This window comes from Sorangium sp. So ce281 (genome assembly GCF_051527395.1).
Taxonomy (GTDB): Bacteria; Myxococcota_A; Polyangia; order Polyangiales; family Polyangiaceae; genus Sorangium; species Sorangium cellulosum_B.
The window spans coordinates 8,442,461-8,468,268 of sequence record NZ_CP150322.1; the positions used below are offsets into that span (position 1 = coordinate 8,442,461).

At 73.0% G+C, this 25,808-nt stretch carries 21 protein-coding genes; 15 read left to right on the top strand and 6 right to left on the bottom strand.

Annotated elements, in window-relative coordinates; all coding sequences use genetic code 11:
- Positions 1–11: 11 nt before the first annotated feature.
- Positions 12–1,709, bottom strand: a complete 1,698-nt coding sequence (locus WMF27_RS32100) for a hypothetical protein (protein ID WP_437765056.1) — start codon at positions 1,707–1,709, stop codon at positions 12–14.
- Positions 1,706–2,815 carry a hypothetical protein gene (locus tag WMF27_RS32105; RefSeq protein ID WP_437765055.1) on the bottom strand — a complete coding sequence of 370 codons (1,110 nt, stop codon included), beginning with the start codon at positions 2,813–2,815 and terminating at the stop codon, positions 1,706–1,708. Before WMF27_RS32105 ends, WMF27_RS32100 begins: the two co-directional genes overlap by 4 nt.
- A gap of 223 nt (positions 2,816–3,038) precedes the next feature.
- Between WMF27_RS32105 and WMF27_RS32110 the strand changes: the two genes are divergently transcribed.
- The 10 genes from WMF27_RS32110 to WMF27_RS32155 all read left to right on the top strand — a co-directional run bounded on the left by WMF27_RS32110 (position 3,039) and on the right by WMF27_RS32155 (position 14,462).
- Positions 3,039–4,385, top strand: coding sequence for a serine/threonine-protein kinase (locus WMF27_RS32110; RefSeq protein WP_437765054.1), 1,347 nt, complete (start codon positions 3,039–3,041; stop codon positions 4,383–4,385).
- A gap of 123 nt (positions 4,386–4,508) precedes the next feature.
- A complete protein-coding gene (locus WMF27_RS32115; RefSeq protein ID WP_437524192.1) occupies positions 4,509–5,495 on the top strand; it encodes an AAA family ATPase in 987 nt (328 codons plus the stop codon).
- Complete coding sequence (locus WMF27_RS32120) at positions 5,492–6,400, top strand: DUF58 domain-containing protein (protein WP_012239120.1); 909 nt, start codon at positions 5,492–5,494, stop codon at positions 6,398–6,400. The genes WMF27_RS32115 and WMF27_RS32120 overlap by 4 nt, the downstream gene beginning before the upstream one ends.
- Positions 6,397–7,668: a hypothetical protein gene (locus WMF27_RS32125; RefSeq protein WP_437765053.1), complete on the top strand. Its 1,272-nt coding sequence runs from the start codon at positions 6,397–6,399 to the stop codon at positions 7,666–7,668. Before WMF27_RS32120 ends, WMF27_RS32125 begins: the two co-directional genes overlap by 4 nt.
- Positions 7,665–8,810 carry a VWA domain-containing protein gene (locus tag WMF27_RS32130; RefSeq protein ID WP_437765052.1) on the top strand — a complete coding sequence of 382 codons (1,146 nt, stop codon included), beginning with the start codon at positions 7,665–7,667 and terminating at the stop codon, positions 8,808–8,810. The genes WMF27_RS32125 and WMF27_RS32130 overlap by 4 nt, the downstream gene beginning before the upstream one ends.
- Complete coding sequence (locus WMF27_RS32135; RefSeq protein WP_437765051.1) at positions 8,807–9,949, top strand: vWA domain-containing protein; 1,143 nt, start codon at positions 8,807–8,809, stop codon at positions 9,947–9,949. The genes WMF27_RS32130 and WMF27_RS32135 overlap by 4 nt, the downstream gene beginning before the upstream one ends.
- Entirely contained in the window at positions 9,936–11,030 is a 1,095-nt protein-coding gene (locus WMF27_RS32140) for a tetratricopeptide repeat protein (RefSeq protein ID WP_437765050.1), read from the top strand. The genes WMF27_RS32135 and WMF27_RS32140 overlap by 14 nt, the downstream gene beginning before the upstream one ends.
- Positions 11,027–13,018 carry a BatD family protein gene (locus WMF27_RS32145; protein ID WP_437765049.1) on the top strand — a complete coding sequence of 664 codons (1,992 nt, stop codon included), beginning with the start codon at positions 11,027–11,029 and terminating at the stop codon, positions 13,016–13,018. Before WMF27_RS32140 ends, WMF27_RS32145 begins: the two co-directional genes overlap by 4 nt.
- Entirely contained in the window at positions 13,003–13,851 is an 849-nt protein-coding gene (locus tag WMF27_RS32150) for a hypothetical protein (protein ID WP_437765048.1), read from the top strand. Before WMF27_RS32145 ends, WMF27_RS32150 begins: the two co-directional genes overlap by 16 nt.
- Before the next feature lie 29 nt (positions 13,852–13,880).
- On the top strand, positions 13,881–14,462 hold the full coding sequence (locus WMF27_RS32155) for a hypothetical protein (protein WP_012239127.1): 582 nt from the start codon (positions 13,881–13,883) through the stop codon (positions 14,460–14,462).
- Between the two features lie 30 nt (positions 14,463–14,492).
- Here the strand turns inward: WMF27_RS32155 and WMF27_RS32160 are convergent, their stop codons facing one another.
- Complete coding sequence (locus tag WMF27_RS32160; protein ID WP_437765047.1) at positions 14,493–15,056, bottom strand: ExbD/TolR family protein; 564 nt, start codon at positions 15,054–15,056, stop codon at positions 14,493–14,495.
- Between the two features lie 973 nt (positions 15,057–16,029).
- Here WMF27_RS32160 and WMF27_RS32165 point away from each other — a divergent pair.
- The 3 genes from WMF27_RS32165 to WMF27_RS32175 are packed head-to-tail and all read left to right on the top strand — an operon-like array spanning position 16,030 to position 19,259.
- Entirely contained in the window at positions 16,030–17,169 is a 1,140-nt protein-coding gene (locus tag WMF27_RS32165) for a phospholipase D-like domain-containing protein (RefSeq protein WP_437765046.1), read from the top strand.
- 45 nt (positions 17,170–17,214) lie between these two features.
- A complete protein-coding gene (locus WMF27_RS32170) occupies positions 17,215–18,054 on the top strand; it encodes an AAA family ATPase (protein WP_437765045.1) in 840 nt (279 codons plus the stop codon).
- 2 nt (positions 18,055–18,056) lie between these two features.
- On the top strand, positions 18,057–19,259 hold the full coding sequence (locus WMF27_RS32175) for a vWA domain-containing protein (RefSeq protein ID WP_437765044.1): 1,203 nt from the start codon (positions 18,057–18,059) through the stop codon (positions 19,257–19,259).
- Between the two features lie 27 nt (positions 19,260–19,286).
- On the opposite strand, the gene WMF27_RS32180 is transcribed toward WMF27_RS32175, so the two are convergent.
- The 3 genes from WMF27_RS32180 to WMF27_RS32190 all read right to left on the bottom strand — a co-directional run bounded on the left by WMF27_RS32180 (position 19,287) and on the right by WMF27_RS32190 (position 24,046).
- Entirely contained in the window at positions 19,287–20,174 is an 888-nt protein-coding gene (locus WMF27_RS32180) for a Uma2 family endonuclease (RefSeq protein ID WP_437765043.1), read from the bottom strand.
- Between the two features lie 58 nt (positions 20,175–20,232).
- Entirely contained in the window at positions 20,233–20,922 is a 690-nt protein-coding gene (locus tag WMF27_RS32185; RefSeq protein ID WP_437765042.1) for a sensor histidine kinase, read from the bottom strand.
- 121 nt (positions 20,923–21,043) lie between these two features.
- On the bottom strand, positions 21,044–24,046 hold the full coding sequence (locus tag WMF27_RS32190) for a TIGR03960 family B12-binding radical SAM protein (protein ID WP_437765041.1): 3,003 nt from the start codon (positions 24,044–24,046) through the stop codon (positions 21,044–21,046).
- A 125-nt stretch (positions 24,047–24,171) separates the two neighbouring features.
- Between WMF27_RS32190 and WMF27_RS32195 the strand changes: the two genes are divergently transcribed.
- Both WMF27_RS32195 and WMF27_RS32200 read left to right on the top strand, forming a co-directional pair.
- Positions 24,172–24,513: a hypothetical protein gene (locus WMF27_RS32195; protein WP_437765040.1), complete on the top strand. Its 342-nt coding sequence runs from the start codon at positions 24,172–24,174 to the stop codon at positions 24,511–24,513.
- A 117-nt stretch (positions 24,514–24,630) separates the two neighbouring features.
- On the top strand, positions 24,631–25,695 hold the full coding sequence (locus WMF27_RS32200) for a YihY/virulence factor BrkB family protein (RefSeq protein ID WP_437765039.1): 1,065 nt from the start codon (positions 24,631–24,633) through the stop codon (positions 25,693–25,695).
- The last annotated feature ends 113 nt before the right edge of the window (positions 25,696–25,808 follow it).

Genomic DNA, 25,808 nt, shown 5'->3' on the forward strand with positions numbered 1-25,808 from the left:
GCGAGCGGCGCTCACGGCCCGATCTGCACGAGGAACGCGTCGCCGGCGCCCTGGCTCGCGGCCGTGGCTGCCCCGCGATCGAGGAGGCCGTCGAAGCGGCCGGTCACCCAGCCATCGCCGAGCAGATCGACGGCGACGGCCGCGCCGCGCTGCTCGCCCGAGTCGCCGAACGAGCGCAACCAGATCGGATGGCTGGCGGGGTCGAGCTTCGCCACGAACACGTCGGCGGCGCCCACGGCCGAGTGCGCCTCCTCGCCGATGTCGAGGCTCCCCAGGAAGGAGCCGGTGAGGAGGATGTTGCCCGCGAGATCGACCGCGACGGAGGCGCCCTCCTGGTCGGCGTCGTCGCCGAAGTCCTCGCACCACTGCAGGACGCCGTTCTCGTCCAGCCGGATGAGGAAGACGTCCTTGTCCCCATTGCTCGTGAGCAGCGACTCGCCGATGGAGATCGTTCTCCGGAACGAGCCGGTCACGAGGATGTTGCCCGCTCCATCGACCGCCACGCCGAGCGCCTCGGCCGCGTTGGTCGCGTCGGCCGCCCTGCTCCAGACGTGGTCGCCCGAGGGGTCGAGCTTCGCGACGAACAGGTTGGTCATGGCGTCGGTGGTGAGCGGCCTCTCGCCCCCGAAATCGACCTCCCGGCTGAACCAGCCGACGACGACGATGTCGCCGTCGCCGTCGACGGCGACGCCGGTACCGGCCTGATCTCCCTGGCCGCCGAACCGCTTGGCCCAGTCGACGTGGCCGGCAGCGTCGAGCTTGACCAGGAAGGCATCGCTCTTGCCGTGGCTCTCCAGGGTGAACCGCTCGCCCCGGCGGCCCTCGCCGAAGTCGAGCGTGCCCGAGAACTCGCCGGTGATGAAGGCGTTCCCCGCCTGGTCCACGGCGACCGCCGCCGCGTGTTGCGTGGCGTCGTCGCCGAACCGCCGGCTGAACTGGTGCGCCCCGGTCGCGTCGAACCGCGCCACGACGACGTCGGCGCGGCGGCCGGCGCCCTCGAGCACGCCGCCGCCGAAATCGACGTCGCCGGCCGCGCTGCCCGCGAGCACCACGTCGCCCCCCGGCGCGAGCGCGACCGCCCGGGCGACGCTGTCCGCGAAGCGGCGGCCGAACCGGAACCGCCCCTCGCGCCTGGAGGCGTCGCGGGAGAACGAGACGAGGAAAGCGTCCGGCTCGCCGAGCGCGCCCAGCTCGTCCGACGGGCCCGCGCCGAGATCGGTGCTGCCCGACGCCGAGCCGACCACCACGACGGCGTCGGCGGAGGCGGCGATGCCCAGGCCCTGCTGAGCGCCGGCGCCGCCGAGCGCGACGCTGTGCACGGGGTCGCCCGTGCACGCTCGCCCGTCGCAGTTCTCGTCCTCGGGCGTGGCGCAGCTCTCGAACGCGGGCAGCACCTGGCCGACGCAGGCGCCGACGTCCGTCCCGTCATCGCTGCACGCGGCGACGCCGGCGACGCAGAGGCCGACGCCCTGCGTGCCCTGCGGCCCCGCGTAGCAGGCCGCCTCGGTGAGGGGGACGCAGATCTCCTGAACCTCGCCGCCACCGCCCGCCCCGCCGCCGTCGCCGCCGCCGCCTCCCCCCTCGCCCACCGGCACGGGATCCGCCGCGACGTCGGGGAACGGCGCGATGAAGGTGCACGCGCCGAGGCCGGCGCAGGCGAGGGCGAGCGCCGCGACGACGCCCGCTCCGGGGCGAGGTGCGCCGCTCACAGCACTCCCCGCACGGCGACCCCGGCGCCGTCCGCGCCGACCCATGGCGAGAGCGCCGCCGGGCGGGGGGCGCGCGGCGCGGGCGCGGGCCGCCGCCCGGCGGCGTCCGGAGGAGCCGCAGGCGAGGAGGACGAGGGCCAGAAGAGGTAGGTGGCGAAGCCGCCCGCGATCACGGCGGCCCCGGTGAGCACCGTGCTCGTGACGGCGAGCGCTTGCCCGCGGTCGCGCAGCGCCTGCCGCTCGCCCAGCGAGCCCGGGGCAGGGTTCTCGTTCTTCTTCAGGAAGCTGTGCCGCACGTCGTACGCCAGGGCGCCCGTGACCACGGCGCCGGCGGCGAGCGCGGCCGCCGTCCCCACGACGACCACCGGCGAGATGCGCGGCCCGGGCGCGGGCGCGCTGGGCAGCGCCTGGCGCGCGGGCGCGCTCGACAGCGGGACCACGGGCGAGCGCTTGCGGCCGAGCTCGGCCCGCAGCTCGACGACCGCGCCCGTCTCGGCCTGCACCGTCGCCTCGAACCGCGCCGCATAGTTCTCGGCCGCCACCACGACCCGCCGCGCCCCGGGGCTCACGAGGATGGCCGCGCCGACGAGCGCGGCGTGGATCGGCTCACCGTCGATCTCGACGCGCACGCCGGTCGCGTCCTCGGGCAGCTGCAGGACGATCTGCGACGTCTTCACGCGAAGCTTCTCCAGTCGTGCCCGCGACTCCCTGGCGAGCGCGATCTCGTTCCGCGCGGCCGCGCCGGACGCGGCGAGCTCAAATGCGTTGAGCGCCTCGACGACGTGGCCGAGCGCCTCGTGACAGACGCCGAGGTGATACCAGAGAGGCGGGGACACGACGATCTTGCGGATGCGCTCGTACGTCTCCAGCGCCTCTGCCCACCGGCCGCTGTCCTCCGCGGCGAGGCCGAGCGCGAAGAGGCGCCGCGCGGACGCGAGCTCCGCGGCGCTCGGCTTGTGGGGCGCAACGACAGCCGCAGTGTCGCTCGCGACCGCGGCCGGCGGCGCGCGGCCGGCGTCCTCCGGGGAAGGCTCGGCGAACGCAGCCGGACCGACGCCGACCAAGGCGAAGAATACCACTCCGCCGATGGTGATCCGATGCTTCACCCGCGCCTCCTTCCATCACCAAGCGATAGAGGCAGTCTAACCGTACTCACGCCGGCCGATCCTCGACAACTGGAAAATTGTTTGAGATTGGCGTCCGATCCTGGAACGCTCCTGCACGACCCGCCTGGAACGCTCTCCCACTGTCGGTGGGAGCTTCAGCATGGTCGGACTCACGACGACACAGGAGTCGCAGGTACGAGCTGTGATAGCGCCCGTCGATCTTGTGCCAGGCCAGCTTCTCGGCCGCTATGAGCTGCTGATCGCCATCGCGCAGGGCGGAATGGGGACGGTGTGGGCGGCCCGAGAGCGCGGCGGGGCGGCGGGCGACAAGATCGTTGCAGTCAAGACGATGCTGCCGGCGCTCTCCAGCGATCCGCGCTGCAAGCGCATGTTCCTCACGGAGTCGCGCATCGCCGCCCGGATCAAGCACCCCAATGTGTGCGCGATCCTGGATCAAGGTGAGCAGAGCGGGGTGCTCTACTTCGTGATGGAGTGGATCGACGGCGACGCGCTCGTGGCGCTGCTCGGCGGCAGCACCCGCAAGCAGGGCAGCCCGCTCCCCCTGCCCGTCGCGGTGAGGATCGCGATCGAGGCGGCGCGCGGGCTGCATGCGGCCCACGAGCTACGGGACGACGGCGGCGCGCTGATCGGGCTCGTTCACCGGGACGTCTCGCCGCACAACATCCTGATCACGCGGGACGGCTCGGTCAAAATCGCCGATTTCGGCGTGGCCAAGGCCATGGCGCAGGTGGACAACCCGACGACCAACACCGGGCACATGAAGGGCAAGATCCTCTTCATGGCGCCCGAGCAGGTCTATAGCGAGCAGCTGGACCGGCGGTCCGACGTCTTCGCGCTCGGGATCGTGCTCTATCAGCTGACGACGGGCACGCACCCGTTCGCCGCCAGCCACGACCTCGCGACGATGGCGCGCATCGCGCGGCCCGAGCCGGTCGATCCGCCGGGCCCCCTCGTCCCCGGGTACCCCCCCGCGCTCGAGGCGGCGGTGATGCGCGCGCTGGCCAAGGATCCGGCCGAGCGCTTCGCGACGATGGCCGAGCTCGCGGACGCGCTCGAGGCAGTGGACGCCACCCTCGGCAGCCGCCCTGGCGAGGTCACGGGGTACATCCGCAACGCGCTCGCCGCGCGCACGTCGCGTCGCACGGCGCTGATCAAGGACGCCTTGCGCGCCGCGGAGGGCAGGGCGCGGGGGCGCACCCCCTCGCGCCTGGACCCGCGCCGCCGCGCCCGGACGATCGCCACCGCGGCGGCGCTCGTCGCCTCGGGCGCGCTGCTCGGGGCGGCGACGCTCCTGTGGATCGGCCTCGAGGAGGGCCCCGGCGCGCCGCCCGTGGCGGTGCCCGCGGCGCCGGCCGTCACGGTGGAGCCGCGCCCGGGGGTCGCCACCGCCGAGCCGCGCGCCCCGGAGCCCGCGCACGTGTCAGAGCCGGCCCCGTCCACCGCGCCCGCGGCGCCGCCGTCCTCCACCCCCGCCGCGAGCGCGAGCCCGCCTCGCTCCCGATCGCCTGCCGAGACCGGGCGCGCCAAATTCCGCGAGCCCGGCTTCTAGCGCGCGCCGGGGCCCCGCCCCACGCCGACGAGCGCGCGCCGCGGCCCCGCCTCGCGCCGAGGAATATTCGAGAGGCGCCGGTTGTCCTCGGGCGGCCGGGCTTGCTATGAGCTCCCACCCGTTATGCACGACGTACGCGCCCTGAACGAGCTGGTCGCCAAAGAGAGCGCCTTCATCGACACCCTGCTGAGCGAGGTCGGCAAGGTCATCGTCGGCCAGACGTACATGATCGAGCGCATCCTCATCGGGCTGCTCACCGGGGGCCACGTCCTCCTCGAGGGCGTCCCGGGCCTCGCCAAGACGCTGACGGTGCGGACGCTCTGCGACGCCATCCACGCGAAGTTCTCGCGGATCCAGTTCACGCCCGATCTGCTGCCCGCCGACCTCATCGGCACCGTCATCTACAACCACCAGAAGGGCGACTTCACCTCGAAGCTGGGCCCGATCTTCGCGAACCTCGTGCTCGCCGACGAGATCAACCGCGCCCCGGCGAAGGTGCAGAGCGCGCTCCTCGAGGCGATGCAGGAGCGGCAGGTCACGATCGGCGACACGACCTACCCGCTGCCGAGCCCGTTCGTGGTCATGGCGACCCAGAACCCGATCGAGCAGGAGGGGACCTACCGCCTCCCGGAGGCGCAGGTCGACAGGTTCATGCTCATGGTCAAGGTCGGCTACCCCGCGCGGGCCGAGGAGCGGCAGATCATCGACCGCACGACGGGGGTGGTCGAGGGCAAGGCCGCGAAGGTGACGACCCCCGAGGAGCTCGTGTCCGCGCGCAAGGTCGTGCGCGACGTGTACATGGACGATCGCGTGAAGGACTACATCGTGGACGTGGTCTTCGCGACGCGCGAGCCCGGGCAGAAGGGGATGCGGGAGCTGAGCAGCCTCATCGAGTACGGGGCGAGCCCGCGCGCCTCGATCGCGCTGGCGCTGGCGGCGCGCGCGCACGCCTTCCTGCGCCACCGGGGCTACGTCACGCCGGAGGACGTGAAGGCGATCGGCCCCGACGTGCTCCGGCACCGGGTCGTCCTGACCTACGAGGCGGAGGCCGAGGAGGTCACGTCCGAGCAGATCGTCCGGCGCGTGTTCGAGGTGGTCGAGGTGCCGTGATCAAGGCCTCCGGCTCGAAGAACCCGCTGCCGCCGGAGCTCCTGAAGCAGCTCCGGCGCATCGAGATCCGGACGCAACGGCTCGCCAACGAGCAGCTCTCCGGGACGTACTCGTCCGTCTTCAAGGGGCAAGGGCTCTCGTTCCGCGAGGTGCGCGCCTACCTGCCCGGCGACGACGTGCGCTGGATCGACTGGAACGTCTCGGCCCGCATGAGCGAGCCGTTCGTGAAGGTGTTCGTCGAGGAGCGGGAGATGACCGTCATGCTGGTCGTCGACGCCTCGCAGAGCGAGCAGTTCGGCACGCGGCGCGCGTCGAAGGCGCGCGTCGCCGCCGAGATCGCCGCGCTCTGCTCCTTCAGCGCCATCAAGAACAACGACCGCGTGGGCCTCGTGCTCGCGACCGAGGCCATCGAGAAGCTCGTCCCGCCGAAGAAGGGGGACAAGCACGTGATGCGCGTCATCCGGGAGATCCTCGGGCACGAGCCGAAGTACACGGGGACGAACCTGAAGCTCGCGCTCGAGACGCTGGTGAAGGTCGCCAAGCGGAGGAGCGTGGCCTTCGTGATCAGCGATTTCTTCGCCTCCGGCTTCGAGCGCTCGCTCTCGCTCGCGAGCGCCAAGCACGACGTGATCCCGGTGATGCTGGTCGACCCGCGCGACGAGGAGCTGCCCGACGTGGGGCTCGCGACGTTCGAGGACCTGGAGACCGGGGAAGAGGTCGTGGTGGACACCGGCGACCGGGCGGTGCGCGACCACTACCGCGCCGCCATGCGCAAGCTCCGGAGCGACCGCGACAAGCTGTTCAAGAAGCTCGCGCTCGACGCCGTTGTGGTGAAGACCGGCGAGAGCTTCGTGAGCCCGCTGCGCGACCTGTTCGCCAAGCGGGCGCGGAGGCTCAGGCGATGAGGGCGCGTCGCTCGGCGGTCCACGCCGCGCGCGGCGCGAGCCCGCTCGCGTGGGCCGCGCTGGCGGCGGCGCTCGCGTGCGCGTCGCCGGCGCGATCGCAGCCGGACGCCGGCGGCGCCGGAGGGCCCGCCGCTGACGACGCCCCGCCGCCGCCTCCGGCCCCGACCCCGGCCCCGGCGGCCACGGAGCGCGGCGAGAGCGTGTGGGCCTCGTGCGCGGAGCACGTGCCGCCCGGCGCGACGCGCCCCCGGATCGAGGAGACGTTCCCGAAGAACGGGTTCAGCGGGTACGCGGCCCACCTCGAGATCACGGTCACGCACGGCAAGGGCGAGACGGTGCTGCCGGAGGGCTTCAAGGTCCAGGGCGACAGCGACGCCGCGCGCGCGATCCAGAAGGCGGGGTTCGTCCTGCCGGAGGCCGACGCGGGCGCGGGGCCGACCAGCACGACGACGGCGACCGACGCCGGCGCCACGACCAGGCTCGTCATCCCGTTCGTCCCGCTGCCCAAGAAGCCCGGGAGGAGCGCCCTCCTGCTGCCGCCCGTGCCGATCGCCGTGTCCCGCGCGAGCGGGGAGCTCGTCACCGTCTGCACCCGGCCGCACGAGATCGTGATCGAGGACCCGATCGCCAACGAGCGGGACCCCAAGGTCAAGCCGAACCCGCCGCCGCGGCCGCAGCGGGAGGAGTGGGTGCTCGCGAAGCAGCTCACGGCCGGCATCCTCATCGGCGCGGCGCTCGGGCTGCTCGTGGCGTGGCTGGTCCGGCGCTGGCTGCGCCGGCCCCGCGTGGTGGTCGCGCCGCCACCCAAGCTGCCGTGGGTCGCCGCGCTCGAGGAGCTCGAGGCGCTCCGGCGCTCCGACCTGCTCGGCGAGGGGCGGACCGGTGAGTACTTCGACCTCGTGAGCGACTGCGTGCGCAGGTACCTCGGCGCGCGGTACGGCTTCGACGGCCTCGAGACGACGAGCGACGAGATGCGGGAGCTGCTCGCGCGGGTGCGCCCGCCCGTGCCGGTGCTGCCGCAGATCGCGCGGTTCCTCGCCGACTGCGACCTCGTGAAGTTCGCGCGCCTCCAGCCGAGCGAGGCCGACTGCCTCACGGCGCTCGACGACGGCGAGAGCATCGTGCACCGCACGACCCCGCCGGCGGCGCGTCCAGGCGACGGCGCCGGCCCCCGCAGCTCGCCCGCCGGCGGGCAGCAGCCGCCCGCCGGCGGGCAGCAGCCGCCCGCCCGCCCGTCCCGGGCGCCAGAGGGAGAGGAGGCGCCTTGAGCCGCACGAAGCGCGCAGCGCTCGCCCTCCTCGCGACGCTCGTCGTCGCCGCGCTCGCCTGCGTGTACCCCTACCTCGCGCGCCGCGATGCCTGGTCCTCGGCGAGCTGGCAGAACCCGTGGTTCTTGCTCGCGCTCATCGCGGTGCCCGTCGTCTGGTACTGGGGCATCTTCGCGGAGGACGCGCGCAGGCCGCGGCTCCGGCTCGGCACGGTCGCGCCGCTCGCGCGCGGGCCGCGCGGCCTGCGCAGCCACCTGCGCGACCTGCCGGGCGTGCTGCGCGCCGTGGCGCTCGCGCTGCTCGTCCTCGCGATGGGGCGGCCGGTCAGCGTGCTCCGCGAGCAGCGCTCGGACGACAAGGGCATCGACATCGTCGTGGCGCTCGACCTGTCGGGCTCGATGCGCGCGATCCTCGACGCGCGACCGAGCGATCTCCCCGGCCAGCCGAAGCTGCCGCGCGGCAAGCGGCTGACCCGGCTCGACACGGCCAAGCTCGTCCTCCAGGACTTCATCAGCCGCAGGAGGACCGATCGCCTCGGCGTCGTCGTCTTCGGCAAGGCCGCCTACGTGCTGTCGCCGCCGACGCTCGACTACCACCTGCTGACGCAGATGGTCTCGCAGATGACGCTCAACGTGATCGACGGCAGCGCGACGGCGATCGGCGACGCGCTCGGCACCGCGGTCGCCCGCCTGCGCAGGAGCGACGCGCAGTCGAAGGTCGTCATCCTCTTGACCGACGGTGACTCGAACGCCGGGGCCATCTCCCCCGAGTACGCGACCCACCTCGCGACCTCGCTCGGCGCGAAGGTCTACACGATCCAGATCGGCACCGACGACGAGGTCGAGGTCGAGGACGGCATCGATCTCTTCGGGCAGCCGCGCTACGTGCGCCACCGCTTCCCCGTGAACCCCGCGCTGCTCCAGGAGATCGCGCAGAAGACGGGCGGCGCGTCGTACGTGGCGACCGACGCGAAGGCGCTCGCGGACAGCATGCACGACGTGCTCGACCGGCTGGAGAAGACCCGCTTCGAGGCGTCGAGCGCCGCGTACGAGGATCTCTTCCCGTTCCTGCTCCTGCCGGGGGTGTTCCTGATCGGGCTCGACGCGCTCCTGCGCGCCTGGCTGCTCCGGAGGTTCCCGTGAACTTTGCGGCCCCCTGGTTCCTGCTCGGGACGGCGTTCGCCGCGCTGATCGGCCTCCTGCTCATCCTGGGCGGCTTCGGCGTGGCGCGCGCCATCAAGCGCTTCGGCGACGAGGATCGCGTGAAGGCGCTCACCACCGCCGATCCGGCGAAGCGCCGCGCCTGGAAGGGCGTGCTGCTCGTGCTCGCGACGGCGCTCGCGTTCGTGGCCGCGGCGCGCCCCCAGTACGGCAAGGGCACGCGGCTCGTGCCGGCGACCAACGTCGACGTGGTGGTCGTGCTCGACTACTCGAAGAGCATGTACGCGCGCGACGTCGAGCCGTCCCGCATCTTCCGGGCGAAGGTCGAGGTCGCCCGCCTCATCAAGGATCTCGAGGGCGCGCGCTTCGGCGCGGTCGCGTTCGCCGGCGAGCCGATGGGCTTCCCGCTGACCGCCGACGGCGCGGCGATCGCGCAGTTCTTCCGCCAGCTCGACCCGAACGACATGCCGATCGGCGGCACGGCGATCGCGCGCGCGCTCGACCAGGCGAACGAGCTCCTGAGGCGCGATCCGAAGTCCGCCGAGCACAAGCGGATCATCCTGCTCGTCACGGACGGCGAGGACCTCGAGGGCTACCCGCTGAGCGTCGCCCAGGCGATCGGCGCCCAGGGCACGACGATCCACGTCGTTCAGATCGGCGGGCGCACGCCGGAGCCGATCCCGGAGATCGGCCAGGACGGCCGCATCGTCGGGTGGCGGACGGATCGCCAGGGCAAGCCGCTCACGACCGAGCTGTCGCTGTCGGGCGAGCAGCAGCTCGCGTCGATCGCGCAGGCCACGCCGGGCGGGCAGATCATCCGCGCGGAGAAGGGGACCACGGGCATCGAGACGATCGCCGCGGAGCTCAGGCGGCAGATGAAGAGCGAGCTCTCGGAGCGGGTCGAGACGGTCTACGCGGACGTCTACTTCTACCCGCTCGGCCTCGCGATCCTGCTCCTCATCGCCGAGGTGTTCCTCAAGGACGCCCCGCGCCGTCGCTTCGTGGCGACGCGCCCCGAGGCCGCGCCGAAGCGCGCCGCGTTGCTGAAGGGGCGCCCGCTCGGGGCGGGAGCGGGGCAGGCTTCCGGGGAGAACGCGGGAGGGCGGCATGCCGCGTCGTGATCGCAAGCGCGTGGATCTCGCCGGGTTCTTCGCGCGCCGCGGGCGCTGGATCGCGATCGGGCTCGCCGCCGCGTGCCTCACCGGGGCCGCGTTCTCTGCGGCGACCGGGTGCAGCGGGTGGGACCCGACGTCCCCGTTCGAGCGGAACGCGCCGGCGGTCGACCAGGCGATCCGCGATCTCGACGCGGGCAACCTCGAGTCTGCCGAGCAGGCCCTCCAGAGCTACCTGGGGACGGGCCCGTGCAGCGACGCCGGCATCGGGCTGCCGGACTCCGTGCGCCAGAAGCCGAACGGCTCGTTCGATCTCGGGCTGGCGCTGTTCCATCTGGCCGAGCGCTACGGTCATCGGTTCGGTGACGAGGAGCTCGCGGACGGCGGGCCGGAGCAGGAGCAGCGCGACGCGCTGCGCGGGATCGAGATCGACTGCGCGCTGGTCCTCCTGAAGGCGATCGGGGCCGATCCGAGCGTGCCGGCCGATCTGCGCGCGCGGGCCCGCTACCTCTCGGGCAACCTCGAGTTCTTGCGGCGCAAGTACGAGGACGCCGTGACGTATTACGATCAGGCGCTGGCCATCCTCCCCGGGGTCCTCGAGGAGGCCGGCGGCGACGGCGTCGGCCGGGACGCGGCCTGGAACCGGGCGATCGCTCTGCGGCGCATCGAGGACCAGAAGGACGCTGCGCCGCCGGACGCCGAGCCCGATGCGCCGCCCGATGCCGAGCCCGATGCGCCGCCGGACGCCGAGCCCGACGCCGAGCCCGACGCGGGCGACGACGGCGGCGACCAGGACGCGGGAGACGACGGCGGCGACCAGGACGCGGGAGACGACGGCGGCGACCAGGACGCGGGCGACGACGGCGGCGACCAGGATCAGAGCCCTGACGCTGGCCCGCAGGACCAGACGCCCGACGCCGGCTCACCCGAGCCACCCGAGCCGCCGCGCGAGCAGCCCCAGGAGCCGCCGCAGACCGGCCGGCAGGACGATCGCATCCTCGACCAGCTCGAGGAGGCGCCGACGTATCAGGAGCAGGAAGCGAAGAACAAGGCCGGCATGCGGCGCGGCCGCGGCATGGAGGACAAGTGACGCGCCCGCCGCGCTCCCCTGCCCCGCTCGCGCTCGCCGCGCGCTTCCCTGCCCCGCTCGCGCTCGCCCCCCCGCGCCTCGCGCCGCTCGCGACCGCGCTGCTCGTGGCGTTGCTCGCGTTGCTCGCCCCGCTCCGCGCGCGCGCCCAGCAGCAGCCGGAGCTCTCGGCCCGCGCGAGCTCCACCGACGTCGAGGTCGGCGAGCCGTTCACGGTCGAGGTGAAGGCGCTCGTCGAGCGCGGCGCCGGCATGCCCTCCGATCCGGAGCTCCGTGTCCCGCCCGACCTCTCCATCGTCTCCGGCCCGAGCATCGGGACGCAGATGAAGACCCAGCTCGGGGGCGGCGTCATGATCACGCAGCTGGGCATCAGCGCGACGTGGCAGATCGTCGCGAACAAGCCCGGCCGCTACACCATCCCGGGGCCGACGATCTCGTGGAACGGCAGGCGCCTGCCGGCGGCTCCCATCATGATCAAGGTCGCGCCGGCGAGCGGGCGGCCTCGCCGGCCGAACAACCCGTTCCTGTTGCCCGGCGGCCCGCTGCAGGGCTTCCCGTGGCCGTTCGGCGGCTCGGGCGGCCTCTTCGACGACGAGCCGACCCAGGACGAGCCCGAGGCCGAGGCGACAGGGCTGGCGATGCCGCGCGAGCCGGACCCGGTGGTGTTCCTGCGCGCCATCCCCGACAAGACGACCGCGGTGGTCGGCGAGCAGGTCACGGTCTCGTTCTACCTGTACTTCCGCGAGAACGCCGAGATGACCGAGCCCCGCGCGGCGCCCGCCGCGGACTTCCTTCGCCACCCGCTCCTCGAGGACCCCCGCAACGAGCGGCCCGTGTACACGCGGGTCGGCGGGCACCGGTACGCGGCCCGCCTGGTCGACAAGCTGGCGCTGTTCCCGCTGAAGACGGGCGAGCTGCACACGGGCAGCATGCAGACGCGCATCAGCGGGCGCCGGATCGGCGTGCGCGTGCTGCGCGAATCGAACGACGTCGTCGTGAAGGTCACGGAGCCGCCCCTCGCCGGCCGCCCGTCCGGCTATGTCGTCGGCGACGTCGGTCAGTTCACGCTCAAGGCGACGGTGCAGCCGCGCCAGATCGAGCAGGGCGGCTCGGTGGCCGTGACCGTGCAGGTCGCGGGCACCGGCAACTTCCCCCAGTCGCTCCGGGTGCCGGAGCGGACCGGGCTCGAGTGGCTCGACCCGGAGAAGCGCGACGCGATCGCGCCGCGCGGCGGCGCGATCGGCGGCACCCGATCGTTCGGCTACGTCGTCCGGATCCAGGAGAGCGGCGCGGTCGATCTCGGGAAGATCGAGCTCCCCTACTGGGATCCGGCGCAGAAGCGCTACGTGGTCGAGCGCGCCGAGCTCGGCGTCGTCCAGGTCAGCCCGGTGGCTCCTCCGGCGTCGTCCGGGCCGCCGTCCGGGGCGCCTCGATCCGAGGACGACGGCGCTGGCCGGGGCGAGCCGTTCGCCGGCATGCCGGGGCTCCGCACGTCGCTCGACCCGCACGCCCCGCCCGCGACGCTGCCCCTCGACGGCGCGCCGTTCTGGCTGCTCCTGGCCGCGCCGCCGCTCGTCGTGACGCTGTTCGGCGCGGGCGATCGGCTCCTGCGCCGTGCGCGCGATCGCCGCGCGGCGGGCGCGACCTCGCCCGCCCGGCTCGCGGCGATCGCCCAGCGCGAAGCGGAGGAGGCGGCCGCGCAGGGGGATCTCGGGGCGACGGCCGCGGCGGTCGAGCGCGCGGTGCACCGGGCGATCGAGTCCGCGACGGGCCTCCGCTCGCGCGGCGTCCTGCTCGCGGAGCTCCCGGGCGAGCTCGGCAGGCGCGGCGTCCCCGGGCCGCTCTCGTCGCGCGCTTGCGAGGCGCTGGCCGCGTGCGAGGCGATCCGGTTCGAGCCGACCGCGCAGGAGGGCGGCGGCGCCGCCGCCGCGGCGCTCGTCGAGCAGGGCCGCGCCGTCGTGACCGAGCTCTCGCGATGGAAGCCCGCGTGAACGGCCGCCGCAGGCGCCCCCTCGCCGGCGCGCTCCTCCTCGCTGCCAGCCTCGCGGCGGCGCTGCCGTCGAGCGAGGCGCGCGCGCAGCCGGCGGAGCCCCCGGAGGTGCTGTTCCAGGAGGGCACGGCCGCGCTCGGCCGCGGCGAGTACGGCGCGGCGATCGACACGTTCGAGCTACTCGCCGACCGCGGCTTCGTGCACCCGGACGCGAGCTACAACCGCGGGCTCGCCTACGTCACGCGCGTCCGCGAGGGCGCGGATCGCCCCGGAGACCTCGGCCGGGCGGCGGCCGCGTTCGAGGAGGCGCTGCGGCTCCGTCCGGGCGACGCCGACGCGGATCGCGCGCTGGATCTCGTGCGCGCCGAGATCACCCGCCGGCGCTCGCGCCGCGCCACCGATGCGGTCGACGTGCGCCCGACGCTCGGCCGGGTCATCGTCGGCCTCGCCTCGGAGCGCACCTGGGCGGCGGCCGCGCTCCTCGCGTCGCTGCTCCTCGCCCTGGGCATGGTCCTGCGGCGCCGCCCCGCCGGCCCTGCGCACGTCGCGGGCAGCGTCCTTGCGCCGACGGCGCTCGTCGCGCTGCTCGCGCTGGTGCCGCTCACCTATGCGGCGCGGCACCTCCGCCTCACGACCCGGGCTGGCGTGGTGGTGGTCCCCGAGGTCCGGCTCCTCGACGAGGACGGGCGCGCGCTGCCCCGCGCGGAGCACAGCGCGATCCCCGAGGGTGCGTCGGTCGAGGTCGGCAGGAGATCGGGCGGGCTCGCAGAGGTCCGCTGGGGCGCCACGGAGGGATGGGTCCCGGCGTCGAGCATTCGGCTGCTCGCTCCATGAGCCGCGCCATCGTGTGCTAGGTTGTCCCCGTGTGGGTACGCCGCGCAGCCATTCGCCCCGTCCCCTCGTACGCTCAGGTGCCGGCGCGCGTCCTGTCCGAGATCGAGGATCAGCTCGCCGAGGATGACGACGACTCGCGCAAGCAGCTCGACGACGCGTTCACGCGCTTCGAGCAGACGCAGCCTGCGCTCGCGGACCGGATCTCCTCGGTGCTGTCCGGCCCGCTCGACGAGACGGCGCTCGCCCTCGGCTATTTCCTGACGCTGGCGATCTGGCTCGCCTTCGACGAGCTGTTCGGTCAGGACCTCGACGAGGTCACCGAGACGGCGCTCACGGGCGTCGAGGAGTCGCTGAACCTGGACGAGCAGATCCGCCTCCACGATCCTGCCGAGGCGGTCGACTCGGACGACGTCATCGCGATGGAGCAGCCCGACGTCCTCGCCTTCGTGCAGGAGCACCTCGACGCGGCGCTCGAGGCGAACGCGCACGAGGTCGACGTCGACGACGTCCACGCGATCTACCGGGTGGTGCTGATCGAGGTCCTGGCGCTGAGCTACGCCGTCCGCCCGCCCTCGAACTGGGTAGCGCTGACGACCGAGTTCACCGCGTAACGCGTTTCCCCCGTCGCTCAACCACCGCTCTTAACGTGCCGAGAAGGTGGCCAGGAAGGCTGGCATCTCGGCGCTACGGCCATCATTGAGGAGGACGGTTCGGCGCGGGGCATTGATCGCGTCGAGCACGGCGACGAGCTCACGGAACGGCGTCTTGTTGTCGCTGTGGAGCACGGCCTGGTCGGCGCGGCGGTCGCTCGGGGCGCGGTGCTCTCCGCTCCGCTCCCACTCGCGGCGGATGGCCTCGCCGAGCTCTCTGTAACGGATCGCGGTGGCTCCTGCCCCGCCGATCTCGACAGGACGTTTGGGGACGCTCACCTCGCTCAGGACAGTCGCGCCCTGCTTCCACACGAGGTTGAACTGGTCCTCGCCGACATGGACGTGCATCGTCCTGAGAGGCTCCTTCTGGCACTCCTCACCACACCCCGCGGCGGCAGGCACCTCCGCGCTGGTCTTGAGCCGCGAGTTCGTGACCCACACCGCCGTGATCAGCAGGAAGGCGATGGTCACCATCAGCAGATCGATGAACGGAATCATGTTGATCTCGCTGTTTCGCGCCCGCCGCTCGCCACCTCCCACGTCGACGCCCGCCATGGCTGCCTCCTTGTGTGTTCGTGTTGTCGCGGCGCACTCGCCAGCTCCGCGGCCGCGCTGCGATAGGAGGACAGAGCGCGGCGCGCGCCGGATGTTCCTGGAAAGCACCAACGTCCTCTCCCCCGCCACGGGTGAACCGCTCGCGGGCGGGCCCCGCCGGCGATGCCGAGGAGGAAGAGCGCGACGAGCGATCCCTCGGGTGGCCCACGCTCCGCGTCGTCCACTATTTCGGAGGCGCTTCGATCCGCCCAGCCCCTGAAAGACGCAACGCGTCATTGGCAGGCGATCTCATCATCGGACGCTCTGAACATGGAAAGGACGGACGAAAAGCTCGATTTCTTCGGCAGAAGCGAAGAAGCGGCAGCCTTGCGCCGCGGACGCGAGGGCGCCCTGCCGTCCTCGGGTCAACGCAGCGTGCCGCCCTCCGTGCGTCATGGCCGAGCTGTCGCTTGACAGATAATCCGCTATAACGGATGATATATCTACGGGTTGGAGGTGAAGCGGATGCGCCCCCAGAGTGCTCAAGTGATCGACCTCGAGGAATACCGGCAGCGGCGGCGGGCGGCTCGAAACGAGCATGTTCCCGAGAGCAACAGGCCGACATCGTCGGGAAGCTCTTTGACCATGCCGGTCGCCCTCTGGTGGTTCCCGATCTGGACGTGGATGCCCGTCTGGCAGGTGCGATGAAATCCGTCCGTCAGAACACGCCACGAAGCTCGCCCGGGCTGATCTCCGGCGATGGGCTCGGCGCGTCGTTGCCCGTGGAGGGCAATCAGAACGGCAGGTCATCCTGTACCTGGTGATGACGTACGTCGAGAAGACGGGCTGATCGGGGCGCTCGACAGCCCGGATCACCGAGGCGCCAGGGACGCCGAGGGGAGACCGGCGCCGGCCAAGCATCACGCCGGGGCGTCACGCGCTCGTCCGCGCTATCATCGCGCCGCCTCGTCCCGGGCAGCCTGGCCCCCGCCGCATGTCCCAGCCCCCTCCCGCGCCCGCGTTCGCCGAGATGACCGTCGGCGCGCACCGCCTCGCGCTCCTCAAGGACGGCGCGCAGACCTACCCGGCCATGCTCGAGGCCATCGCCGGCGCCCGGCGCACGATCTGCCTCGAGACGTACATCCTCCGGGTCGATCGCACCGGCCAGCGCTTCGCCGAGGCGCTCATGGAGCGCGCGGCGGCCGGCGTCGAGGTGAACGTCCTCTTCGACGCCTGGGGCTCCTCCGTCTCGTCGTCCTTCCTCGACGGGCTCCGCCGCGCCGGCGTCCGGTCCCTCGCCTTCCGCCCCCTCGACCTCTCCGCCCCGCTCGGGAAGGTCGCCCGCCGCGACCACCGCAAGGCGCTCATCGTCGACGGTGCGATCGCCTTCACGGGCGGCCTCAACCTCTCCGACGACTACGCGGCTCCGGAGGACGGCGGCGCCAGCTGGCGCGATACCCATCTCCGCATCGAGGGCCCCGCCGCCGCCGAGCTCCAGTACTTCTTCTTGCGCACGTGGCAGCGCACAGGCGGCGCCCCCATCGACGACGAGCGCTACGTCTACGCCGCGCGCAGGCCCGACCCCGCCGTCCAGATCATCAGCAACGACCTCCCCCGCCGCAGGCACCGCCACGGCATCCGCGACGCCTACCGGCACGCCATCGAGCGCGCCCGGCGCAGGATCTTCATCACCAACGCCTACTTCCTGCCGCCGCTCCGGATCATCCACGCGCTCTCCGCCGCGGCCCGCCGCGGCGTCGACGTCAGGATCATGGTCGCCGGCACCACCGACGTGCCCGCGGTCCTGCTCGCGTCGCGCGCGATCTACGGCCACCTCCTCGACGCCGGCGCCCGCATGTTCGAGTGGCGCGGCCGCGTCCTTCACGCCAAGACCGCGGTCATCGACGGCCTCTGGTCCACCGTCGGCTCCACCAACCTCGACAGCCAGTCGCTCCGCATGAACCTCGAGGTGAACGCCGTCGTCGCGCACCGCGGGTTCGCGGGCGCGATGGAGCGGATGTTCGCCGACGACCTCGCCCACTGCCACGAGATCACCGCCGCGCGCTGGGCCGAGCGCCCCCTCTGGGAGCGGGCCGCCTCGTGGACGGCCTACCTCGCGCGCGACTGGCTCTGATCCCGCGCGGTCCGCCGCGCTCGGCGGGGGTGCTACCGTTCCGGCATGTCCGATTTCCGCCGCTTCCGCGGCACCGAACGCTACCTCACGAGCGAGGCGCTCGAGGCCGCCGTCAACTGCGCGCTGGTCCTGGAGCGGCCGCTCCTCGTCAAGGGAGAGCCCGGCACCGGCAAGACGCTGCTCGCCGAGGCCATCGCGCGGAGCCTGCCGGCCGAGCTCATCACGTGGCATGTCAAGAGCACCACGCGGGCCCAGGACGGGCTCTACGTCTACGACACCGTGCAGCGGCTCTACGACGCGCGCTTCGGCGACGGCGACGTCCGCGATATCCGCCGGTACATCAAGCTCGGCCCGCTCGGCAAGGCGTTCAACGCCTCGGCGCGCGTCGTGCTGCTCATCGACGAGGTCGACAAGGCGGACCTGGAGTTCCCGAACGATCTCCTCCACGAGCTCGATCGGATGCGCTTCCGCATCGCCGAGACCGGCGACGAGATCGCCGCGCGGGAGCGGCCCGTCGTCATCATCACCAGCAACAACGAGAAGGAGCTGCCGGACGCGTTCCTGCGCCGCTGCGTCTTCCACTTCATCGATTTCCCGGAGCCCGAGCTCATGCGGGAGATCCTCCGCGTCCACCACCCCGATCTCGATCGGACGCTCGCCGACCAGGCGATGCAGGTCTTCTACGAGATCCGGAAGAACACCCGGATCCGGAAGCGCCCCTCGACGAGCGAGCTCATCGACTGGATCGCCGTCCTGCGGAGCGCGGGCGTGGGCGAGGTGAAGCTCGACAAGGCGCTGCCGTTCCTCGGCGCGCTGCTCAAGAAGGAGCAGGACCTGGTCGCGCTGGCCGATCAGCTGGCGGGCGGCAGGCGGTTCCGGTCCTAGCGATGTTCGTCGCGTTCCTCTACGAGCTCCGGGCCCGCAAGGTCCCGGTCGGCGCCCAGGAGGCCGTCGGCCTCGCGCGCGCGCTCGCCGCAGGCCTCCACGAGAGCTCGCTCGAGGGCTTCTACCACGTCGCGCGGGCGATGCTCGTCCACTCGGAGGCGCACCTCGACGACTTCGATCTGGCGTTCGCCCAGCACTTCCGCGGCGTGCACGTGGAGGCCAAGGCGGTGACGGAGGAGCTCCTCTCGTGGCTCCGGGATCCCATCAAGCTGCGCGCCCTCTCCGACGAGGAGAGGGCGATGATCGAGGAGCTCGATCTGGAGGAGGTGCTCCGGCGGTTCGAGGAGCGCCTCCGCGAGCAGCGCGAGCGCCACGACGGGGGGAGCCGGTGGATCGGGACCGGCGGCACCTCGCCGTTCGGCCGCGGCGGCTTCCATCCGAGCGGCATCCAGGTCGGCGGCCCCGCGGGCGGGCGCAGCGGCGCCGTGCAGAACGCCGACGCCCGCCGCTACCGCCCCTACCGCAGCGATCTCACGCTCGACGTGCGCCAGATCGAGGTGGCGCTGCGCAAGCTGCGCGCCTTCGCGCGCGAGGGCGGCGATCGCGAGCTCGACATCGAGGCGACGATCGACGCGACGGCCAGGAACGCGGGCGAGATCGAGATCGTCACGAGGCCCCCGCGCCGGCCGAACACGCGCGTGATCCTGATGATGGACGTGGGCGGCTCGATGGATCCCAGCGCCGCGCTCGTGTCGCAGCTCTTCAGCGCGGCGAAGCGCGCGACGCACTGGAAGGAGCTGAGGAGCTACTACTTCCACAACTGCGTCTACGAGAGGGTCTTCAGGACCGAGGGGCTCCTCGACCCCGTCCCGGTGCGCGAGCTCCTCCGCGAGTGCGGCAAGCACCACAAGCTCGTGATGGTCGGAGACGCCTCGATGGCGCCCTACGAGCTGCTCGGCTCGTCGGGCTCCGGCGGCGGCGCGGGCTCCTCGTTCGACCCCGACGCGCGGCTGCCCGGCGTCGCCTGGCTGATGATGCTGCGCGACCATTTCGACCGCGCCGTGTGGCTGAACCCCGACGGGATCGGCCCCTACCCCCACCCGACCGTCGACGCGATCAAGAGCATCTTCCCGATGTTCGCGCTCACGCTGGAGGGCCTGGGAGAGGCCATCGCCGAGCTCGTCCGCGGCCGCGGCCGCGCCTGAGCCGTGCGGCGCGCGCTCGCGCCCGGGTCAACGGCCCGCGCGCCTGAACACCTCCGCCGTGGCCGACGCGACGAGGGCGCGGTCGAGCCAGCGGTCGAGCTCGCGCTCGCTCCTGCACGACGAGATCTTCGCCGCGGCCGCCTTCGTGAGCCGCAATCCTCGCCGAGCGAGGACACGCCTCAGCGCGTCGCGCTTGCCCTCGAGGATCCCCTCCTCGCGCCCCGCTTCGCGGCCTTCCTCGCGCCCCGCTTCGCGGCCTTCCTCGCGCCCCTGCTCGCGGCCTTCCTCGCGCCCCTGCTCGCGGCCTTCCTCGCGCCCTGCATCGAGCACGGCGTCGAGATCCTCGTATCCGCGCCGCTGGAGGAGGTTGGTCAGCGTGCTCTTCTCCGCCTCGCTTCGGTCGTAGAGCGCCTCGACCCGGACCGCGTTCTTCAGGATGCCCGGCGCGCTCAGCAGCTCCCCGGGGAGCGCGACGCGCACCTTCCGGCGCGGCTCGTGCACCTCGACCCGCCGTGGACCGGTGAGGCGCACCACCCACAAGAGCTTCGTACCGGCCGCGAGCAGGTCGGCGATCTTCTCCTTCAGCGCCTCCTCGTCCTGCCCCACGTCGGCGTACTCGATCGCGAGCTCCGGCACGCCCTTCACCCAGCCCGGCCTGTCGGGCACGTTCCCCACCGCGACGTCCGGCGCCCGGAGGGTGCCCGGATCCGGGGAGTACCCCGTGCCCACGCCCACCTCCTTGACCGCCGGGTCCCACCCCACGACCGAGCTGCCCAGGTGGTTCGGCCCCGAGGCACGCCCCCCCGTGGGGGCGCAGTAGACGGGGTGGCCGTTCGACAGCTCGTACGGATCCCCCGCGCGGAGGTGCTCCGCGCGGAAAGGGCCCCGCTCCCCCGTCCGGTGCTTCACCTGCATGAAAGGACGATAGCACGCCGGGGATTCGCCCCGGGGAGCTCGCCACGCTCCGCGCCCGTCACGCGTTCGGCAACCACATGCGGAACGCCGCCCCCCCGCACCGGCCCGCCGTCGCGGTGATCTCGCCGCCGTGCGCCTCGACGATGACCCGGCTCAGCGCGAGGCCGAGGCCGGTCCCCTTCACCTTGGCGGTCACGAGCGGCTCGAAGAGGTGGTCAGCCACGCACGGAGGAACGCCGGGGCCGTTGTCCTCGATCTCGAGGTGCGTGCGCTCGTCGCCCCTCCACGCCCGCGTGACGATCACGCCGCCGGGCCCCTCGTGAAACGCCTCGATCGCGTTGAGGTAGAGGTTCGAGAAGACGCGCTCGAGCAGGATCGGGTCGCACAGGAGCGTGAGATCGGCCGGCGCGACGGCGACCTCGAACCGGACCGCCGTGGGCAGCACCAGCGCGTGCCGCGCGCTCTCGATGAGCCGGCCGAGGTGCGCCGGCTCGCGCCGCAGCGGCTCGCCGCGCGCCAGCCCGAGGACGCTGCCGATGACCTCGTGCGCCTTGCGGATCTCGCACGTCACCCGGTCGAGGTGGCGCAGCAGGCGAGGCCGATCGTCGAGGTCGCGCTGCGCCAGGTAGAGCGACGACTCCGCGACCGCGAGGGCGTTGCGCAGCTCGTGGGCGACGCTCGCGCCGACCGCCCCCGCCGCGGCCAGGCGCGCCGCGCAGCACGCCGTCTCGTGAGCCTCCTTTTCCATAAAGCAAAGCGCAGCGTAGCCGATCCCCGAGCGATCGCCCGCGCGCGCTCCGCGCTCCACCACCGCCGCCGCCACCGCCGCCGCCGGGAGGATCTTTACGACACGGCCGTCCCGGGCTGGCTCACTCGGCGTCCGCGGCGAGCGGGAGGGCCGGTGTTCGCTCCGGAGCCGGCTTGACGCGGCGCGCCCGCTCGAGATCGAAGAGCGAGAAGCGCTCGCCCGCTGCGGAGCCCGCCGGCGGGGTGCGGCCGAACAGCTGAAGCCGCACGGCGCGGTGCGGCGGCGGCGTGATCGCGCCCGGCGCCTCCCCCGGCTCTCCCGTGATCACCGCCGCGACCTCGGACGACTTCACCGCACCCGAGCCGCGGATATCGACCTCGACCTCGAGGGCGACCAGATCGCCGACGAGCCCGGCGCGCGCGAGCGCCGCGTGGACCTCGGGCCCGCCGACCTCGGCCCGCACGAGGTACTGGCGCACGTCGACCATCTTGGCGAGCCGGTCGATCTCCCGGCGGATCGGGAGCGACGCGGCCGAGAGGGCGGCGCTGCAGCGGGCGGCGAGGAGCGCCTCCGCGTCGCCGCCGATCGCGGAGCGCGCGAAGGCGAGCGCGTAGCGCGCGCCGGCGATGAGCTTGCTCAGGGAAGGGTCCTCCGGGCCGAGCCGGACGGCGCCGCGGAACACGAGCCCGCGCGGGCTCGCGGCCGACATCGCGGCGACGAGCGCGTCGAGCGCGGCGGGATCGAGGTCGCGCTCGAGGCGGAGGTCGACGTACTCATCGAGGCTGATCACGCCGAGCGAGAGCGCCGGCGAGAAGGTCATGTCGGGCTTCGGGTGGAAGCCCGCGGTGTAGGTCATCGGCGCGCCGACGCGCCGGAGCACGCGGGGCAGCTCGCGCACGACGTCGAGGTGGCCGAGCAGCGCCATCGGCCCGGCCTTCTCGAAGCGGAAGCGGTAGCGGAAGCCGCCGCGTCCCTTCGGCGCAGGCGCGATCCGCCGCGCGCGGTGGGGCGCCTCCCCTTCGGCGCGCGGGGGCTCCCTGCCGTCGCCGCTCTCCTGCTCCGTGGCAACGACGCTCGCCCGCTCCGCGCCGCCGTCGCTCGCCGGCGCGCCAGAGGGACCCGCGGCGGCCGCGGGCGGCGCGGCGCCTGCGTCGGTGAGCACCGGCAGCGAGCGCCGGTGGGCGCCGAGCCGATCGAGGAAGGTGAGCCGCTCCTCGCGCATCTGCGTCATGTCGCAGGCGACGCCGCAGTCGTAACAGACGAGCCGCCGCGCGTCGGCCTTGGCGTCGTCGAGGTTCGTGTGGTGGACGAACGTGCCGGCGACCTTGCCGCACGGCGGGCTGAGGCGGCTCTGGAGCGCCTTCCTGTACTCCTTCGCGAGGAAGCCCTCCTCGAGGCCGACGTCGATGTGATCCCAGGGCAGCCGCGCCGTCACCGGGAGGGTGCCGAGGTACTTCGCGCGGTCGACGCCGACGTGCGTGAACGCCTCCTCCCACACGGCGAGCTCGAGCCTGTCCTCCCACGAATCGAAGCGGGCGCCGCGCCGCCAGGCGCGCTCGAGGACGTCGGCGAGGGGGCGGTCGCCGCGGGCGAAGATGCCCTCGAGGACGCTGGCGTGCGCCTCGTGGGTCTTCAGCGTGACGGCGCGATACGGCCGCACGGTATCCTTGAGCAGCTGCTGCTTGCGCCCGACCTCGCCGAGCGTGTCCATCGCCGCCCACTGGAAGGGCGTGTGGGGCTTCGGCACGTGGGTCGAGACGCTGACCGTCACGTCGACCGGCTTGCCCCTGCCCGCCGCCCTCTTCCCGGCGCCGGCGGCGCGGGCGCCCGTCTCGACGATGCCGCGCACGTCCTCGTCGGTCTCGGTCGGCAGGCCGATCATGAAGTAGAGCTTCATCTTGCCCCAGCCCCGGCTGAACACGCGCTCGGCCGTCTCGAGGAGCTGCTCCTCCGTGACGTTCTTGTTCACGACGTCGCGCATCCGCTGGGAGCCCGCCTCCGGCGCGAAGGTGAGGCCGGTCGCGCGCACGCGCTTGAGCTCGTCGAGCAGGTCGGGCTCGAGCCCGTAGGCGCGCAGCGACGAGACGCCGAGCGAGATGCGCTCCGCGGTGAGGCGCTCGGTGACCTTCTTGATGAGCGGCGAGATGCACGAGACGTCGGCGGTCGACAGCGCCGTGAGCGAGACCTCGTCCTGGCCGGACCTCTGCACCGCGCGCATCACGGTGTCGACGATCTGCTCGGGATCGCGCTCGCGGACGGGCCGGTAGATCATGCCGGCCTGGCAGAAGCGGCACCCCTCGGTGCAGCCGCGGGCGATCTCGATCGACATGCGGTCGAAGATGGCCTCGGGCCCGCCGGTGGGGCTCTCGTCGGGGAACGGGTACTTGTTCAGGTCGACGAGGGCGCGCTCGATCGGGAACGGGATCCCGGAGGCGAGCGGGCGGTCCACGACCTCGAAGCCGGTGTCGGGATCGAGCCGGGTCGCGTAGAGCGAGGGCACGTAGACGGCGCCGAGGCGCGCGATCGCGACGAGCCGCTCGCGCCGCGGCACGCCCTCGCGCTTGAGCCGCGCCCACGCGAGGGCGACCTCGGTCGCCTTCTCCTCCCCGTCGCCGATGACGATGGCGTCGAGGAAGGGGGCGATCGGCTCGGGGTGGGTCGCCGTCGGGCCGCCCGCGATCACGATCGGGTCGTCCTCGCCGCGGTCCGCCGCGCGCAGCGGGACGCCGCCGAGGTGCAGCATCGTGAGGATGTTGGAGTACGTGAGCTCGAACTGCAGGGAGAAGCCCACGACGTCGAAGTCCCTGAGCGGGCGCGCGGACTCGAGGGACACGAGCGGCAGCCCGCGCTTCACGAGCTGCGCCTCCATGTCGACCCAGGGGGTATAACAGCGCTCGGCCAGCGTGCGCGGGTCGTCGTTCAGCAGCTTGTAGAGGATCTTGAAGCCGAGGTGGCTCATCCCGATGTCGTAGACATCCGGGAATGCCAGGCAGACGCGCGCCTCGACCGACGCCCAGTCCTTCACGACCGAGCCGACCTCGCCGCCCGCGTAGCGCGCGGGCTTCTCGACCTGATCGAGGAAGGAGGCGTACGGGTGATCGGCGAGCAGGGGGAGGCTGTCCATGGCGCTTCGGCGCGTAGCATGGCCGGCCGGCGCCGGCATCCGCGGCTCGCTCGAGCCAGCTCGAGCCACCGTCCGGGGCCGCAGGCCGGAGCGGCGCGGCGGCCTGCTTGGGCTATGCTCACGACGTGCGCGAGCGTGATGCCCATCATGTGGAGATCGACCGGGCGCGGCATATCGAGTACCGGGACCCCAGCGAGTTCGACCGGATCGCCTTCGCCATGCGCACGCTGGACCGCCTCCGGCCGAAGCGGATGACGGTGGCCGTCTACCCCGCGCTCGCCGCGATGCGCGTCGAGCGCGGGCGCAACCTGCAGCGCGGCGAGGGCGGCTCCTGGGCGATCGTCGGCATCCCGCCGCACGCGAGCCGCGAGCACATCGCCTACGCCCTCGCCGAGCTCGCCGGCGTCGAGTCGGTGCCCTACGCCGTACAGAGCCTCCTCGCCGCCGACAGGAGCACCGACGCCTAGGCGCGCGCGCGCCAGAGCCCCGCTGCACGGACATCGCCGCTGTGCCGAGATCGGCCGCGCGCGGCGGCGGGGCGGATGGTATTGCGCCCCGCACGAGGGAGAGCGACGCTGCCCTCCGTGCCTGCTCCGATCCGGCAACAGATCGCGCGCCACCACGCAGCGAAGGCGGTGTGGAGCGTCATCGTCAGCCTGGATCGCCACAACGGGCCGCGGGCCGCGAGCGCGATGGCCTTCGACGCGTTCCTCAGCCTGATCCCGCTGGCCGCCTTCGCCGGCTATGTGCTCAGCCGGATCCACCAGTGGTCGGATGTGGTGGTGCGGCCCATCCTGCAGGCGGCGCCCCCGGACGTCGCGAAGCTCGTCTCGGAGGAGCTCATCCGGCTCTCGCAGTCGTCGGCGGTCGCGCCGATCAGCATCACCGGCTTCCTCTGGATCACGTCCTCCGGGATCTCGACCGCCATGGGCGTGTTCGACACGATCTACAACACGCGCGAGCGCCCCTGGTACGTGCGCAGGGCGATCGCGGCGGCGTGCGTGATGGCCAGCCTGGCCGTGGTGCCCGTGGTCGCCGGCGTGGGCGTGCTGATCGGCACGCTCTCCGGATCGACCGGCGCCCGCGTCGTCGCCTTCGCCCTCCCCGGGGGCCTCGTCATCTGCATGGTCGCCGCCTTCTTCAGGATCTCGATCCAGCGCCCGAACATCGAGCGACGCCGGATCTTCCCGGGCGCGGTGCTCACGGTGGTGCTCTGGTCCGCCGTGTCGACCCTCTTCTCGCTCTACGTCGCCACGCTCGGCCGCTACGCCACGTTCTACGGGAGCCTCGCGACCGTCGCGATCTTCCTGTTCTGGCTGTGGCTCCTGGCGCTGGCGCTGCTCATCGGGGGCGAGCTGAACGCGCGCCTGGAGCGGGAGCGCGACGGGGTGATGTCGATCCCGCCCCCCGGCAAGTGGAGCGCGCTCGCGCTCTCCGATCTGACCGAGCTCTCCGATCTGCCCCAGAGCGTCACGCCGCCGCCCCAGAGCGTCACGCCGCTGCCCCTGAGCACCACCCTCCCCCAGGGCGCAGCGCTCCCCCGCGGGGCAGCGGCGCGGCTCGGCGACGCCCAGGGCGCGGGCAGCGCGGACGAGGACGAAGCGCGCGGCGCACCGAGCTCGCCGCGCGAGCACCAAGCCGCCGGGTAGGTCGAGACGGCGGCAGGCCGACGCCCCCGGCGGCCGCGCGCTGAAGGACGGACGGTCGACGCCCGACGGTTCGGCTCGGCACGGGCGGTGAAAGCGCCGTCGCTCGTCCGCCA

Excerpts from the sequence above, each read along its gene's own strand:
- WMF27_RS32115 (WP_437524192.1), top strand. The coding sequence starts at position 4,509 with ATGCACGACGTACGCGCCCTGAACGAGCTGGTCGCCAAAGAGAGCGCC.
- WMF27_RS32125 (WP_437765053.1), top strand. The coding sequence starts at position 6,397 with ATGAGGGCGCGTCGCTCGGCGGTCCACGCCGCGCGCGGCGCGAGCCCG.
- WMF27_RS32140 (WP_437765050.1), top strand. The coding sequence starts at position 9,936 with ATGCCGCGTCGTGATCGCAAGCGCGTGGATCTCGCCGGGTTCTTCGCG.
- WMF27_RS32150 (WP_437765048.1), top strand. The coding sequence starts at position 13,003 with ATGGAAGCCCGCGTGAACGGCCGCCGCAGGCGCCCCCTCGCCGGCGCG.
- WMF27_RS32160 (WP_437765047.1), bottom strand. The coding sequence starts at position 15,056 with ATGGCGGGCGTCGACGTGGGAGGTGGCGAGCGGCGGGCGCGAAACAGC.
- WMF27_RS32165 (WP_437765046.1), top strand. The coding sequence starts at position 16,030 with ATGTCCCAGCCCCCTCCCGCGCCCGCGTTCGCCGAGATGACCGTCGGC.
- WMF27_RS32170 (WP_437765045.1), top strand. The coding sequence starts at position 17,215 with ATGTCCGATTTCCGCCGCTTCCGCGGCACCGAACGCTACCTCACGAGC.
- WMF27_RS32175 (WP_437765044.1), top strand. The coding sequence starts at position 18,057 with ATGTTCGTCGCGTTCCTCTACGAGCTCCGGGCCCGCAAGGTCCCGGTC.
- WMF27_RS32180 (WP_437765043.1), bottom strand. The coding sequence starts at position 20,174 with ATGCAGGTGAAGCACCGGACGGGGGAGCGGGGCCCTTTCCGCGCGGAG.
- WMF27_RS32185 (WP_437765042.1), bottom strand. The coding sequence starts at position 20,922 with ATGGAAAAGGAGGCTCACGAGACGGCGTGCTGCGCGGCGCGCCTGGCC.
- WMF27_RS32190 (WP_437765041.1), bottom strand. The coding sequence starts at position 24,046 with ATGGACAGCCTCCCCCTGCTCGCCGATCACCCGTACGCCTCCTTCCTC.